This window comes from Candidatus Poribacteria bacterium (genome assembly GCA_021295755.1).
Lineage (GTDB): Bacteria > Poribacteria > WGA-4E > WGA-4E > PCPOR2b > PCPOR2b.
The window spans coordinates 1-15,006 of record JAGWBT010000116.1; the positions used below are offsets into that span (position 1 = coordinate 1).

Consider the following 15,006-nt stretch of genomic DNA (forward strand, 5'->3'; position numbering starts at 1 on the left):
TTGATGGAAGTATCACATCACAGCTTCAACGAATGAGAACATTACTCGCGAGGGGATAGGGGGTCGCTAGGTAAATTGCTACGCGATTTACATGCGCTCGCCCCAAAGGGAGAATATAACTTATGGCAAGAGAAGTCAGACCCGACGAAGTATCGAACATTCTAAAACAACAATTACTACAATATAGCCAGCAAGTTGACGTATACGATTCAGGAACCGTGCTTGAGGTTGGCGACGGGATCGCCCGTGTCCACGGACTTGCCAACGTCATGGCGAGTGAAATGATTGAATTTCCCAACGGCGTTGCCGGTATGGCATTTAACCTTGAAGAGGATAATGTCGGCTGCGTCCTCTTCGGCGAAGATAAGTTAATCCATGAGGGAGACCTCGCCAAGCGGACGAACAGATTGCTCGAAGTGCCTGTCGGTGAAGCCCTGCTTGGGCGCGTCGTAAACGCTCTTGGACAACCAATTGACGGCAAAGGCGAAATTCAGACCGACGACACCCTCCCTGTTGAACGGAAGGGATTGGGTATTGTGCAGCGTCAGCCGGTGAACGAACCACTTTATACCGGCTTGAAGGCGATTGACAGCATGACGCCAATCGGACGGGGGCAGCGGGAGCTAATCATTGGTGACCGTCAAACGGGTAAAACGGCTATCCCGATCGATACCATCATTAACCAAAAAAATACCGATGTATTCTGTATCTATGTGGCGGTTGGGCAGAAAGGTTCAACGGTTGCACAGGTCGTGAATACCCTAGAACAGTACGGCGCAATGGATTACACGGTTGTCGTTTCTGCACCGGCAAGTGAACCGTCTCCGCTCCAATACCTTGCACCCTACACAGGGACTTCGATGGGAGAATACTTCCGCGATAAGGGACAACACGCGCTGGTTATTTACGATGATCTTACCAAACATGCGTGGGCGTATCGTCAGATGTCGCTGCTTTCACGGCGTCCACCGGGCCGGGAAGCGTATCCGGGCGATGTCTTTTATCTGCACTCCCGTTTGTTGGAGCGTGCCGCAAAACTTAGTGATGAATTAGGCGGCGGTTCGTTGACCTCCCTGCCGATTATCGAAATCTTTGAAGGCGACCTCACCACCTATATTCCAACGAATGTGATTTCGATCACCGATGGGCAGATTTACTTAACATCGGAACTGTTTAACCAAGGCGTCCGCCCGGCGATTGATGTCGGTACTTCAGTGTCCCGCGTTGGTGGAGACGCCCAGACACGAGCGATGAAGTCCGATGAAGTCGCAGGCACACTGAAACTCGACCTAGCTAGCTTCCGAGAGGTTGCCGCTTTCGCTCAGTTTGGATCTGATCTGGACGCTTCTACGCAAGCCCAACTTCGGCGTGGAGAGCAACTCGTTGAATTGCTGAAACAACCCCAATACGAACCGATGTCCGTTGAAAAACAGGTTGCATCAATTTTCTGTGGATCAAACGGATACCTAGATGATCTTGAAACGACTGAAGTGGCACAGTTTGAATCTGAATTCTTGGCATATATGGAAAGAAACCATGCAGACATTCTCAAGGCGATTGTTGATACAGGGGAACTCAGTGATGAATTGATTGAACAACTCCAAACCGCCGTGCAGAGTTTTAAGGATGGGTTCAAATCCGAAGAATAATACGTAATGCGTAATATTAAAAACAATGACTCGTCCTGAATTAGATTGACATGAATTGCTTCGGATGACTCTTTATGCATTACTCATTACTCACTAGAGGTTTACCATGGCAACATTACGTGAAATCAGACGGCGTATCGCAAGTATTGAAAACATCGCGCAGGTAACAGACGCGATGCGAGTGGTTGCTGCGGCGCGGTTACGCCGGGCACAGGAAAATATCCTAGCCACCCGTCCTTTCGCCGAAAAGTTCAATACAATTCTAGGACACCTGATCGCCCAGATCGAGAATCCCTCTCATCCATTGCTAGAATCGCGTGAACTCAAGCGCGTTTGCCTAATATCTGTCTCCGCAGACCGTGGACTGTGTGGCAGTTTTAACAGTAACGTGATCCGAACAACAACCCAACGGGCACAACACTACCAAGAACAGGGAGCGGAAGTGATGGTCGTCTGTGTTGGTAGACGCAGCCGAGATCATTTTGCGCGGCGCGATTATAACGTTATAGCTGAATATGTGAACATTTTTCGGCAATTGACATTTGACACCGCGGTTGACATTGTGGAGGAGTTTGAACATCTATACAGGGACAAGCAGGTCGACAGGGTAGAAGTGATTTATAACGATTTCAGATCCGCGATTCTACAAGTAGTTTTGGTCGAGCAATTGTTGCCACTTACCCCTGAAGTGCCAACCGGTGATGAACTCTTCCTCGATTACCTATATGAGCCAGAACAAGAGGCAATTTTTCAGTCTGTATTGGCAAAACACCTGAACATGCAGATGTGGAAGGTCTTGTTGGATTCCAACGCCGCAGAGCAAGCGGCGCGGATGGCGGCGATGGAAAATGCGACGCGCAACGCCAATGAGCTTATTGATGATTTAATTCTTCAGCGTAACCGTGCCCGTCAAACTCAGATTACCACAGAGATTTCTGAGATTGTGAGCGGTGCAGCGGCGCTAGAGGGTTAAAATCTGCGAAGTGGATAGTATCCTCAATGCCGGAGGAGAAAGCGAGTTATGAGCGTGCAGCAACCCATCATTATCAATCAAGAAGAACTCGCTTGGGAAGGTTGGGAGGACGCGGACCTTGCCGCCAAGAGTGCGATCCGCTGGAAGCTCCTGGTTACCGGAGAAAAGGGACCGAGCAGTGGGCTTGTAATGGGTGTAGCGGAGTTTCCGCCTGACACCCGGCTCCCTCTTCACCGCCACGAGCCAGAGGAAACATACTACGTCGCCAGCGGCAATGGTCACATGGTAATTGACGATCACGAATCAGAAATTGGCCCGGGTTCAGCAATCTACATTCCGTCCAACGCCAAACATGCTGTCCGATGTACCGGTGCCGAGCCGCTGATCTTTGTGTTCTCATTCGTGTGCAACCGCTTTGACCAAATAGTTTACCACTTCGATAAGTAGAGGCAGTTCGCAGCGGGTGTTATTGGAGGTGCAAACATGCCTTACAACGTCAGCAAACAGATTCAAGAAGCGATGGAGCGGGGCGATTTTAAGGACCTACCCGGCAAGGGCAAACCTCAACAACGCGATGATAATCCTTACGTCCCACCGGCAGTTCGTACGGTCAATCAGATGCTCAAGGATAACGGCTTCGCACCGCGCTGGATTGAATTGGATAAAGAAATTCGCGCCGAAACTGAGAACACCGAAAAATTAATCGAGAATCTCAAAGGACGGCGGAGCCGTTTGGAAGCACAACTCCGAGCGCAACCGTTAAAACGCGATGCGATTCGATCGGTTTTTGAACTTGAACGCACACGGGCATTGGAAGCCTACACTGTTCAGTTACAACAACTCAATCGGAAAATCCAGCAGTGGAACCTCATGATGCCGCTGCGCGATAAACAATATCCACTGCATAACCTTGATGCAGCAACCACCTATTTTCACATGCAGTGTCCCGGACTTTAATTTTACTTTACTATGATGAAACCGTAAAACCCAAAGAATTATGTGAGCCAAAGGCTTACATCTCACCGTTAATCTACTTTACATCAAAGGAGACTAACTGATGCAGTTCAAATTAGGAAGTATGCTTCTAGTTGTTTTAATAGCGCTAGTTGCTCTAGTCGGTTGTGAAATTGGCACAGATATGATGATGGAGATGATGCCATCCCCGGATACTGGGATGACCGATGCGATGGACATGATGTCATCTACAGATACTGGGGTGGCTGATATGATGGACATGATGTCATCTACGGACACCGACATGGAGGATATGGAAGCGGTTCCAGTGAAGTTGGTGTGGTTAGTCAACTATCCGGTCGGTAGGAAAGCCGACTATCTTGCATGGATCGCGGCTGTTGCCCCGACACTACTAGCACCCGAAGAGGTCAATCGGGTAGTATCTTACGATAATGCCCGTGGTGAGAATCCGCATCGACTCGTTGAGTTTGAATTTGATAGCTATGTGGATGCGGCGACATATCTGAGTCGTCCCGATGTTGCTGCGGTTTTTGAAGCACTTCCAGATCACAGTAGTGAGGTAAGTACGCACGTATTTGCCCAACGCTCTGCTGATTATTCAAAAAACGAAAATCCTAGCCGGACGGTTAAACTCGTTTACTTAGTTGACTACCCCCTTGGCGGAAAAGACGCGTATCTAGAGTGGATTGCCTCTGTTGCACCGTCGCTGGAAGCACCCGAAGAGGTCAAACGGATAGCATCTTACGACAACCTTCACGGTGCATCTCCGCATAGGTTCGTTGAGTTTGAGTTCGATAGCCTCGAAGAAGCCAATACGTACCTAGTACAGGAGGCGGTGAGGGCTGTTAACACTGAACTCCCGAACCGAGCAACTCGCGTTGCTCAACTTTTGTTTGAGCAACGTCCGGATTACGTCAACGAATAATCACTGAGATTAGCACAGTAAAGCAAGGAACAGAAACCAAGTTTTTTACTATTGAACAAAGAAAGTGACACAGCGAATCCGTCTCAGGTTATGGTCGAGCAACTTGCAGCACTGGATGTGAAGTATCTGTTTTATAATTCCGGCTCACGTGAGGCACGCTTTTTTGACGCACTGCATGTTCACCCAGATATACACGGCATTTTGGCACTCCATGAGGGAACCGTTGCGGCGCAAGCGGGTGGTTACACACAAGCAAATCTTGATCCGGCGGTCATGGTGGTCCATCTCGCTGCGGGACTTGCCCAATGTTTAGGGCAGCTAATCAATATTTGGTCCGGCGGTTTACCCGTCGTCGTCATCAGCTTTGCAGGCGACACCGGTAGTTTCGCGGATCGGATTGAACTCGATCTCGATCACAACTTCGGACCGACATCCATCGCTACGCCTTTTACAAAGCAAAACTGGACCGCGATCGAACCCGAAGGGCTGCCGCAAGCCATTCACCGTGCGTTACTGGTCGCCAAAACGCCGCCGGTGGGGCCCGTCCATCTCGCTGTGTATGATCGGGCACTTGGTATCCCAGACCTCCACGCGGGTTATCCATCAGATAGCGATGTCGAGAAGATTGAATCTGCCTTGCACGACGCGAAGTCCCCGCTGTTTTATATTGGGGATGGTGTCTGGAAAAGTGGTGCAGAAGCCCCAATTATCGCGGTCGCTGAACACTTTGGCGTTCCCTGTGTCAGCAGCTACGTCCCCGTCGGGACTTGGGAAAGAAGCATCGGTTGGATCAGGTGGTAGATGTCCTTCAACCCGACCTGATCGTTTGTATCGGTATACATCATAGGGGCGGCGGCAGGCCGGGAGATTTCGATGTATTTTCTAAAGCGCGGCAGGTTATCGCCATTGGATCCGATATTGAGCATATCAAAAATATCCCGTATCTGTCTATGGCGATTCTGGCGGATGAGTGCCGGACCTTTGAGCGGCTTCTTGAATTGGCGTCGAGCCATTCAACCCCGAACCACTTTGACGGGCGACGTGCTTGGGTAATTGAACAAGCCGCCGCGCTTCACGTACAGCGAATAAACGAGGTGTGGAGGACTGAGACCCAACCAAATCAGATCCGATCATGGATAGTTGCAGAGACGCTCGACACTGCCCTAGAGCGTCGTGGCGGTGGGTTGGTAATGCTCGAACAATATGCGGTCCCTTGGGACACCGTCGGCGGATATACGTTTTCATCAGACACCGTAGACGGAGCAGACGCTGGCAGGAACAGATATATCCGGGCTGCCGGTGGGTCTGAGGGCTACGGGGTTGGTGGAGCGGTCGGCTTGAAACTCGCAGCCCCTGAAAAGCCGGTTGTTGGGTTGGTCGGTGACGGTTCGCTGTTGTACGCGGAGTCAGGTTTGTGGACCGCAGCACATCATGGCGTACCGGTCCTCTACATTATTCCCAACAACCAATCCTATGGCGCGGTTGCTTCCTCCTTCGGAAGCGTGGATGGGGTAATGAAGGAGACCGGAGAATATGCTGGAGTCGTTCTAGACGGAATTGACCCCGTGAAACTCGCGGAGGGGGTCGGTATAGAGGGGATGCACGTCCAAGAGGAGTCTCGTCTTGCTGCGGCAATTGAACATGGGTTGAACGTGGTTGAAAGGCAAAACCGCCCATTCCTTTTGAATATTCGCTTGCCACTTGGCCTACCAGAGGGCGGACGTGCCGCAGCACAATTCCGGCTTGCGGATATTATATCGAAAACTCAAGGTCGTGCGGCTTAGTGGCTAACTAACTATATAATGGAAGTCAATCATGTAAGGGTACATCGTAAAAAGACTTATAAAAGAACTTCTACCAATGGGATTGGTAATATAAAATAATTAATGGAAAGAGAGATCAATCATGAATGAAGGCAAAGTTTTAGAAATCGTCGGCGCACGCGTTGACCTCGATTTTTCGGAAGGGAAGTTGCCCGATATTCTCAACGCAATCGAAGTCCAGCGTGAGGATGGTACAACGTTAGCACTGGAAGTCCAACAACACCTAGGCGAAAACCGAGTCCGCGCCATTGCGATGGACACAACTGACGGGCTAGTACGCGGCACACGCGCTATCGATAGTGGTGAGCCGATCTCGGTGCCTGTGGGCGACGCCGTGCTCGGTCGTGTTTTCGACGTTACTGGACAGCCGATCGATGAAGCAGGCGAGGTAGACACCACACAACGGTATCCCATTCATCGCCATCCACCGCCCCCGGATGAATTGAGCACCGTCTCGGAGATGTTGGAAACCGGAATCAAGGTGATTGACCTGATTCAACCGGTCGCAAGAGGTGGAAAGGTCGGCTTCCTCGGTGGTGCGGGTGTCGGAAAAACAGTGTTAGTCGCTGAACTGATCTATAATATCGCCACCCAACACGGCGGATATTCCGTTTTCTGCGGAATCGGAGAACGGACCCGCGAAGGGAATCAGTTTTGGTTGGAGATGGACGAGTACGGCGTAATCGACAAGACCGCCATGGTTTTTGGACAGATGAATGAACCGCCGGGTGCCCGGTTGCGCGTTGGACTTGCTGGACTCTCTATGGCGGAATACTTCCGCGATGAGGGTGGGCAGGATGTGTTGATTTTTATTGACAATGTTTTCCGTTTTACCCTCGCAGGTGGCGAGGTTTCCGCGCTTTTGGGACGTATGCCCTCCGCGGTGGGATACCAGCCAACGTTGGCGACGGAGATGGGAGAGTTACAAGAGCGAATTACATCAACACAACACGGCTCGATTACCTCGTTCCAAGCCGTCTATGTTCCAGCTGACGACTACACAGACCCAGCCGTTGTCGCCGTTTTTGGACACCTCGACGCTGTGACACGCCTTGAACGGTCAATCCAGCAGATGGGACGCTTCCCCGCCGTCGATCCATTGACCTCTACCTCCCGTATTTTGAACCCGGACGTCATCGGTCAGGAACACTATGACACGACCGGTCAAGTGAAAGCGGTACTTCAGGATTACGAGAGTTTGAAGGACATTATCGCAATTTTAGGCGTGGACGAGCTCTCAGATGAGCAGAGACTGACAGTTTCACGGGCAAGAAAGATAGAGAAGTATCTAACACAGCCGATGTTTGTCGCGCAACGCTTTACTGGCAAACCGGGTAAATATGTCAGGATTGAGGATACCGTTGAGGGGTGTCAGGCAATTCTCAGAGGCGATTGCGACGAGATTCCTGAACAAGCACTGGCTTACATCGGTACGATTGACGAAGCATTTGAGCAGGCGAAATCCGAAGAATTACAAGAAGCAGCAGATTAATTATGCTTGAAAAAAGATTATATCTCGAAATTCGAACACCCGAACAGTTGATTTATGAGGGCGATGTTACTAGCGTGAGAGCCCCCGGCGAACTGGGATCGTTTGAGATCCTTGCCGGGCACCTCCCTTTTCTGACTGTGCTTGACATTGGCGAAATTCGCATCCGTGAAGCTGACACGCCCCAATTCATCGCAACCAGTGGAGGTGTCTTTGAGGTATTACGCACCGGCGTCACTGTGTTGGCAGATACCGCCGAGTGGGCGTATGAAATTGATGTCGAACGTGCAGAAGCTGCGCGTCAACGCGCACAGGAACTCCTTGCTTCACGCGATCTAAATATTAACCGCGAGCGAGCAGAAGCGGCATTCGCTCGCGCTGCAAATCGATTACGGGTGGCGGGACAACAGTAGTTTTCGGTAATCAATATTTGATTAATGAAAGGGGAAACAGCAGTCAAATCTGTTGTTTCCCCTTTTTTGCTTTGGGAAAGGAACAGATGATGCCAGTTGGTCAACTCCAGTATTTTCGATCCAAGGTTGATGGCAAGTTACACCCCTATGTGGTATGTGCAACTGATACAAGTGATGAACCGAAGCCCTTAATTGTGGAGGTCAGCCCTGGCGCATTGGGAAATCTACCCGGCGCAGTCGAGTTGACTGAACAGATCGCAGGGATTGCTGCGGCACACAATCAATCGTGTATCGTCCTTAGGCCAACGGGACGAGGCTCCGGTTCCGTTTATCAGAACTACGGCGAAATCGATGTCCTAGAAGCCATCGAACATGTCGCCTCAAACTACGCCATTGACCGAGACCGTATCACAATCACGGGCAGTTCGATGGGTGGGGCTGCAACGTGGTATCTCATCTCACACTATCCAGATCTTTTCGCGGGTGCCGCGCCGTTTTGTGGCTATTGCGACTATCGACTGTGGGAAAAACCGGGAGGGCTCACGTTCCACATGCACGAATGGGAAATACCCTCTTGGAGCGCTAGATCTGCTGCGTTTCTCATCGAAAATCTCTCTCATACGCCTGTTTGGATAATCCACGGTGAATGGGATCGGGGCGTTGGCGGCGGTGTCCCGGTTGAGCATTCCCGTCAAATGGCGCAGCTTATGGAAGAACAGGGTTATACACATAAATATACAGAGATCCCTAAAACGGGCCATGGGTGTCGCCTTCCCGATATATGGAAAGAGGTAATTCTTTGGCTGCTGAAGCAGCGGAAGCAGCGATCCGTGAATAGCGTTCCACTGGCAACCTATAATCTACGCCATAACCAATCATATTGGGTCACGATAGATCAACTGTCATACTACGGTGAGCGAGGAGCGGTTAATGCGCGTTTCATCAAGGACAGCCACCTCGTCGTCCATACTGAGAATATTCGCACCTTCTCGCTTGGACCAATTCAGAAGAACGAACCTGTCGATGTAACAATTGATGACCAAAGGTTTGAACTAATGAACTTCAGTCACCAGAAACAGTTTCAACGAGATCGTCAAGGCGTTTGGGCGCATGGCAATTTTGATCTCTCCACTGAGAAGCGTCACCGGGCATCGGGTCCCATCAGTAATCTCTTTTTCGATGGGCTTATCCTTGTCCCCGGCACAATTGGGACAGAAGAGGAGACGTTTTTTAACAAATGGATTGCCGAGGACGTGGTCGGATACTATCGCAGCAGAAACGGAGGGGTGCATCGTGGCGGCATCATGGGGGATAATGCTGTCCAACTCCCTGTCATCCCTGACGTTGAACTCACCGAAGATCTTCTGCAAACAAACAACCTCCTCCTATATGGCGCTTATGATTCTAACGCCATCCTATCACAATTTGAAGGTAAGCTGCCGATTGCCTTTGAGAGCAAGACAATCCACCTCTCCGATAAATCGTACACAGCGGATGGGACAGCGGTTTTCGCCGTATTTCCTCATCCTTCAAACCCGGAACGCTATGTCGCAGTTCACACCGGAGTCACACCAGATGCAATATGCTGGGGAAGCCACCTTGATATGCAACTCCTGCCCGATTACATTGTCTATTCCGGAGGACAACTCCTTGACTGGGGATTTTGGGGGAATGATTGGCAATCCCAATAATGGTAGATTCTTGAAGGTTTCTGCCAGAGCAGTCTACACTATCGCAACAATCAGCCACGATTGAACTTTCTGAGAGCCAACTTGGTACGCTACTAACAAGGTCAAATGAAATTAATCACAAATCTATAGAAAGTTGTCGCCATACCTCTACACTAACCAAGAAAGTCATTTTTTCTTGACACTCAATACACTAGCTAGTATACTACCAATTAGCCTAACTGAACTTAAACGTTTAACTTTTTATCTAACGCAGGCAAGCCAGATGGTGAAAAAGCTATTCTTTTGCACACTCATTATATTGGTTGCAGCCAGTTATAGCTCCGCACGCATTATAGATCCGCAGACCGGTGCCGAGTTCAGATATAAAGCAAAACTGGTAGAGGTTGCTCCTGTGGTTGATGGCTTTCTTGACGACCCAGCATGGGACGATGCTATATCTGCTCCCCTAGATCATGATGTCAAAGGGGATCGGCTTTGGGGAGACTTTAGTGATTTCAAAGCTACCTTTGCTGCTGTATGGCGCAACGCCTCTCTCTACATAGCCATCGAACTGACCGATGACCAAATTGAAACGGCTCACGAAAAAATTAACCTGCAAGATCGCGTAGAGATTTATATAGATACAGGACATTCGGGACAGCAGAGCGATCTATATCGTTACACACTTCCCGTTGGAGAAGATATTATGGTCGCTGGCAACCAAGGACTGTTGGTTAATTGGGGAAATGGAGGGCAATCCGTAGAATTGAGTTTTGACTTGATGCAGACACCGAGGAAAGAGGATACCATCAGTTTTGGGATTTACTACTACGATGTAGATGATGATCGCCTGAACCACAAATTTCGCTGGGGTCCCACCGGCCAAAGCGAACCGGAAGATGCCCTTGCTGATCTGGTATTTACTGCGAATATCAAGCTAAATGCGAACCAAAAAGCGGTACAATGGGGGCGCATCAAACAACTTTATTAATCATCGTGCAACAGCCCAATGTAGTTAGGCAATTAACACCGATGCCTCAAGACTCAAGTGCGCGGAGCTCACAGTGTTTATCGTCGGTAAAGTATTAGAATTGATAGGAATGTCGCTTCTGGGGGCGGGGTTATATGTTGGGTGTATCAACCCCTACGGCTTGAGTGAAGGTGGTGCTATGGGCGTAGAGGTAGCTTCCCTCGTGGTAGGAATCTTAATCTTCTTCATAGGCAGAACCATAGAGAAACGTTAATCGTGTTCGCACGCCATACTGGCTTTTTAAGAACGTAACCTTTTGAAGTTAAAGATCTATTTCAGCACTTACATATACTCAAGCATCGAGTGCACCTCCTCGATGCTTTTTTAATATTTATATTTAGCGGAGGGATATAGAATGGCATTTAATGTCAAAAAACGTGGGAAATTGACCTATTATTACCAAGGCGATCACCCGGTGTTGTCCGCTTTGGTCACTGAGACGTTGCCAGATGGGGATCTGCAAATTTATTTTTCGGGTCTAACGGGAGGATATTCGGCAAAGGGAGTTCTGAACCTTGATGAACTAGTTTCGATGGATCCAGAGCAGGAGATCCCACTGGTATTCAAAAGTTGGGAATCTTGGTTGCAAGAAGCGGGTATTTGCGATTCCCTGAAAGATGTAGATTTCATTGAGGTTCATGCCTTCGGTTGTCAACCCAAAGCGCCAAATCCGATTGTCGATCCGGCGGGTTACGCAGCAGAACAGGAACGCCTACGTAAAGCCTATGCTCAAGCATATAGTAACTTTTTCCGTGACTACCTACCGGAAAACGGTGTGCCCGCTCGGTTCACGGTCCATGTAGTTGATGTTCCAGATACAGCAGCTTCCTATGAGTTTTACGGAACCGCACTCTACCAGAAAGCACTACAAAAAGATTCTTAGTCGTCAGATCTATGAGATTTGAGAGGTGCTACGTTTTCCCTGCGAGGTTACAACGGAATGACACGCGTGAAAAAACCTCTCCTCTCCCTCATCTGCATTGCATTAATTGTATTGACTGGCTGCGGCGAAAAACATGAAAAACCCGACGCACTCAACGAACCTAAGGAACCCAATGAATGGCGCAAACTCCCTCAAGCCAACTTCGGGATTCCGCCTTATGCCCGTTACCTTGAGGGAATCAAAATTTGTTTAGATCCAGGACACGGTGGACAGGCTCACCTGCTGAATTACAAGCGCGGACCAACTGGACTTCGTGAGGCAGAGGTGAACCTACACGTGGCACTGTATCTGCGCGAATTCCTGAAGGAGGCAGGCGCGATCGTTTTTATGACACGCACTGATGATTCCTTCGTTAGCCTCCCGGATCGGAGTGAAATCGCCAACGAGAACGCTGTCGATTTTTTCATTTCCCTCCATCATAATTGGTTCAGTGACCCCGAAACCAATTATACCTCCACATGGTATCATCAGGACGCAGATGAGTCCCGGGCCAGTTTAGATCTCGCCCGGTATGTACAGCAGAGTGTCGCTGATGCGCTGCGCATGCCACAATTTACGCCAACAGGGCTTTATTCGGATCGATTGGTAATACCGTCCGGATTCGGCGTCCTACGTCTGACGAAGCGTCCTGCAATTTTGGTTGAAGCATCGTTTTATTCCAGCCCCGAAGAAGAACAACGTTTGAAAAAGGAGTCATATAACAAGCGTGAGGCTTACGGCTATTTTATCGGGATTGCGCGTTACGTTGCAGCGGGATTTCCGAAGGGTGTTTTGCTGACCCCATTGCCAGAATCGTCCGTTGAAACAAAGAAACCGCGCATTGAGATTCGCGTAGAGGATGGCTTGCATGAGCGCGGTGCGTGGATGCTCAAAAGGCAACAGGTCTTTTCCGATTCCATCCGCGTCAAACTTGATGGAGTCATTGTTCCCCACCAGTATCTCCGCGCCAAGGATCTCATTGTAATTACCCCGCCGAAGCCGCTTTCCAACGGCGTACATATTGTCGAAACCAATCTCGTCAATTACTACGGGAATCACAGCCTGCCGGGCGGACAGTGGTTCAAAGTTGCCCCACCCGCCGCAAAGTTGAAACTTCGCGCATGGACGAAAACCCTTCCCCCTGATGGCGCGAGCTATGTCGGTATTACTGCCACTGCTCTGGACAAAAATGGTCTATCAATTGCAGATGACGAACCGATTTACGCTCAGACATCAATTGGGCGGCTTGCTGAGACTGAAAGCCTCTCACAGAATGGAGAGGCACGATTTTACCTACACACGGACGCAACACAGCCACAGCCGGGTCGTGCACAGGTGAAGGTTGCATACAAAAACAGGTCAGAAACCATCACGATCCATTTTGAGAAAATTCGTGGCGGGATTGTTCAGGGCAGCGTGCACGATGTTTTTGGAAACACCATCTCAGATGCAGCCGTACAGTTAATGAGAAAAAAGAACAGAGCAACAACGACTAACCCAGATGGCCACTTCTTTTTCGATAACGTTTTGCCGGGGGACGCAACTCTTAACGTTTCAAAAGCTGGCTACTACGGCCTTCGACTGGAGACCAACGCGCCCTCAAACAGTGCACAGGTCCTCCATCCCCAACTACATCCGATTGCAGACGGTACACTTATTGGGAAAGCCTTTGTCCTCGATGCCCGCTACGGCGGTTCAGAACGAGGAACACCTATCACCAATTCTGTTGCGCCCGCAGATCTGAATCTCGCCGTGTCAAAAGCACTGAAGGGGATGCTGGAACTTGCTGGAGCCAGCGTTCACCTTATCCGAGAAAAAGATGAGAAAATCCCCGTCTCGAAACGGGTCAAGATAATCAACGCCGTTAAACATGACGGATACTACCTCCGGATCGATCACGGTGCCTGGGTTAAAGGCGAACCATCGGTAATCGCTACAGGTTATCCGGGGAATCAGGTTGCGGAAGACTACCTTAAAGCGATACTTAATGGATTTAACATGGCACTTTTTCAGACACCGATTGAAACGTATGGCGATGAAGAATCGCCGGAGATTCGGTCAACTAACAAAATAGCACTTGCGCTTGAGATCCGTTCTATCAATCATCCACATCTCCCTGAACTTGTGGACTCTCCTGCTCTGATCACACAGGAGGCGTACGCAATTTTTCTGGGAACGTGGAAATTTCTGAAAAACGCTCAATTGTCTGACGAAGAATTCAACTCCGGCGCAACAGGTGAAGTCTTACCTCAAAAGGAACTTGAAATTCGGATCGTTGATGCGACTTCACAGCAACCGGTGGCTGGTGCAAGGGTTGCGTTAGATAGTACCTTTCCGTTAGTAACAAATCGAGCTGGAAAAGCCACTTTCCACGGGGTTCACGCACGCCGGTATCGTATCGTGGTTGAGGCAGCAGGGTATGCTCATCAGACAATTGAATTGGATTTTCCGGATTCAGGCTCGGTATCGGTAGAAATAAGAAAATAAAAGAGTCGGCGAAACAATAAATCAGGCAAAACGGAATTACGGTCTGCAACATCCTTTCCTGATTGCAGGATTCGCCGGAGCATGATAAGATGGGGATTGCCATGAAAATATTGGAAACAATCCCAATGCTTTAGGGTTGGGTCAAAAGGCGTAGTTTTAGTTGATTTTCACGGTAAAATGTGCCACACTTGTTTCGTCTTTCGGTGGGAGAGTTGCACACCGTCGCATGGCGGTGTCTCCCACATCCTCTGTAACAGGAATCGAAAGACGGAAAGACAATCCCATGTTAAAAACCCATAAAATTGCTTTAGATCCCAATAACGTCCAAGCGACCCAATTCGCTCAACACTGTGGTTATGCCCGTGTTGCCTATAACCACGTCCTTGCAGATTTTAAGGAGGGATTAGATAACGGCGAGTGGCACAATCATATAGAGCTTGTCAAACGTTTTAATTCTGTCAAGCATGAGCAATACAAGTGGTGCAAAGCACTCAATCAACGTGCTGCTCATAATGCGATTTACTTTAACTTCCAAAATGCGGTCAGAAAATGGAAATCAGGGCAAAGCAAGTTTCCCAAGTTCAAGAAGCGTTCTAAAGGACAGCGTTTCCAAGCAGACGCAGGCAGAGGCACAACTATTATCGAAGGAC

Annotated in this window: 15 protein-coding genes; all 15 read left to right on the forward strand. The window is 49.4% G+C overall.

The window, feature by feature from the left end; genetic code table 11:
* The first annotated feature begins 122 nt into the window (after positions 1–122).
* Positions 123–1,649 carry a F0F1 ATP synthase subunit alpha gene (atpA, locus tag J4G02_16290; protein ID MCE2396118.1) on the forward strand — a complete coding sequence of 509 codons (1,527 nt, stop codon included), beginning with the start codon at positions 123–125 and terminating at the stop codon, positions 1,647–1,649.
* Between the two features lie 106 nt (positions 1,650–1,755).
* On the forward strand, positions 1,756–2,622 hold the full coding sequence (gene atpG / locus J4G02_16295) for an ATP synthase F1 subunit gamma (protein MCE2396119.1): 867 nt from the start codon (positions 1,756–1,758) through the stop codon (positions 2,620–2,622).
* A gap of 48 nt (positions 2,623–2,670) precedes the next feature.
* On the forward strand, positions 2,671–3,069 hold the full coding sequence (locus J4G02_16300; protein ID MCE2396120.1) for a cupin domain-containing protein: 399 nt from the start codon (positions 2,671–2,673) through the stop codon (positions 3,067–3,069).
* A 36-nt stretch (positions 3,070–3,105) separates the two neighbouring features.
* A complete protein-coding gene (locus J4G02_16305) occupies positions 3,106–3,579 on the forward strand; it encodes a DUF1992 domain-containing protein (GenBank protein MCE2396121.1) in 474 nt (157 codons plus the stop codon).
* 100 nt (positions 3,580–3,679) lie between these two features.
* The gene (locus J4G02_16310; GenBank protein MCE2396122.1) at positions 3,680–4,522 is read left to right on the forward strand and encodes a hypothetical protein; all 843 of its coding nucleotides are present in this window, start codon (positions 3,680–3,682) and stop codon (positions 4,520–4,522) included.
* A 51-nt stretch (positions 4,523–4,573) separates the two neighbouring features.
* Positions 4,574–5,323 (forward strand): thiamine pyrophosphate-binding protein, encoded by a 750-nt coding sequence (locus tag J4G02_16315; GenBank protein ID MCE2396123.1) that lies wholly within the window; start codon positions 4,574–4,576, stop codon positions 5,321–5,323.
* Complete coding sequence (locus J4G02_16320) at positions 5,308–6,306, forward strand: hypothetical protein (protein ID MCE2396124.1); 999 nt, start codon at positions 5,308–5,310, stop codon at positions 6,304–6,306. Before J4G02_16315 ends, J4G02_16320 begins: the two co-directional genes overlap by 16 nt.
* Before the next feature lie 121 nt (positions 6,307–6,427).
* Positions 6,428–7,837: a F0F1 ATP synthase subunit beta gene (locus tag J4G02_16325; protein MCE2396125.1), complete on the forward strand. Its 1,410-nt coding sequence runs from the start codon at positions 6,428–6,430 to the stop codon at positions 7,835–7,837.
* 2 nt (positions 7,838–7,839) lie between these two features.
* Entirely contained in the window at positions 7,840–8,247 is a 408-nt protein-coding gene (locus tag J4G02_16330) for a F0F1 ATP synthase subunit epsilon (GenBank protein MCE2396126.1), read from the forward strand.
* Between the two features lie 86 nt (positions 8,248–8,333).
* Positions 8,334–9,938 carry a prolyl oligopeptidase family serine peptidase gene (locus tag J4G02_16335; protein ID MCE2396127.1) on the forward strand — a complete coding sequence of 535 codons (1,605 nt, stop codon included), beginning with the start codon at positions 8,334–8,336 and terminating at the stop codon, positions 9,936–9,938.
* A 262-nt stretch (positions 9,939–10,200) separates the two neighbouring features.
* Entirely contained in the window at positions 10,201–10,908 is a 708-nt protein-coding gene (locus tag J4G02_16340) for a hypothetical protein (protein ID MCE2396128.1), read from the forward strand.
* A gap of 73 nt (positions 10,909–10,981) precedes the next feature.
* On the forward strand, positions 10,982–11,161 hold the full coding sequence (locus tag J4G02_16345) for a hypothetical protein (protein ID MCE2396129.1): 180 nt from the start codon (positions 10,982–10,984) through the stop codon (positions 11,159–11,161).
* Positions 11,162–11,302: 141 nt separating this feature from the next.
* A complete protein-coding gene (locus J4G02_16350; GenBank protein ID MCE2396130.1) occupies positions 11,303–11,830 on the forward strand; it encodes a hypothetical protein in 528 nt (175 codons plus the stop codon).
* 66 nt (positions 11,831–11,896) lie between these two features.
* Positions 11,897–14,356: an N-acetylmuramoyl-L-alanine amidase gene (locus J4G02_16355; protein MCE2396131.1), complete on the forward strand. Its 2,460-nt coding sequence runs from the start codon at positions 11,897–11,899 to the stop codon at positions 14,354–14,356.
* Between the two features lie 283 nt (positions 14,357–14,639).
* On the forward strand, positions 14,640–15,006 hold a 367-nt coding region (locus J4G02_16360; GenBank protein ID MCE2396132.1), incomplete at its 3' end, for a helix-turn-helix domain-containing protein.

What these genes read in the sequence shown, in the direction of transcription:
- J4G02_16340 (MCE2396128.1), top strand. Translation starts at nt 10,201, where the DNA reads ATGGTGAAAAAGCTATTCTTTTGCACACTCATTATATTGGTTGCAGCC.
- atpA (MCE2396118.1), top strand. Translation starts at nt 123, where the DNA reads ATGGCAAGAGAAGTCAGACCCGACGAAGTATCGAACATTCTAAAACAA.
- J4G02_16310 (MCE2396122.1), top strand. Translation starts at nt 3,680, where the DNA reads ATGCAGTTCAAATTAGGAAGTATGCTTCTAGTTGTTTTAATAGCGCTA.
- J4G02_16350 (MCE2396130.1), top strand. Translation starts at nt 11,303, where the DNA reads ATGGCATTTAATGTCAAAAAACGTGGGAAATTGACCTATTATTACCAA.
- J4G02_16325 (MCE2396125.1), top strand. Translation starts at nt 6,428, where the DNA reads ATGAATGAAGGCAAAGTTTTAGAAATCGTCGGCGCACGCGTTGACCTC.
- J4G02_16300 (MCE2396120.1), top strand. Translation starts at nt 2,671, where the DNA reads ATGAGCGTGCAGCAACCCATCATTATCAATCAAGAAGAACTCGCTTGG.
- J4G02_16330 (MCE2396126.1), top strand. Translation starts at nt 7,840, where the DNA reads ATGCTTGAAAAAAGATTATATCTCGAAATTCGAACACCCGAACAGTTG.
- J4G02_16305 (MCE2396121.1), top strand. Translation starts at nt 3,106, where the DNA reads ATGCCTTACAACGTCAGCAAACAGATTCAAGAAGCGATGGAGCGGGGC.
- atpG (MCE2396119.1), top strand. Translation starts at nt 1,756, where the DNA reads ATGGCAACATTACGTGAAATCAGACGGCGTATCGCAAGTATTGAAAAC.
- J4G02_16335 (MCE2396127.1), top strand. Translation starts at nt 8,334, where the DNA reads ATGATGCCAGTTGGTCAACTCCAGTATTTTCGATCCAAGGTTGATGGC.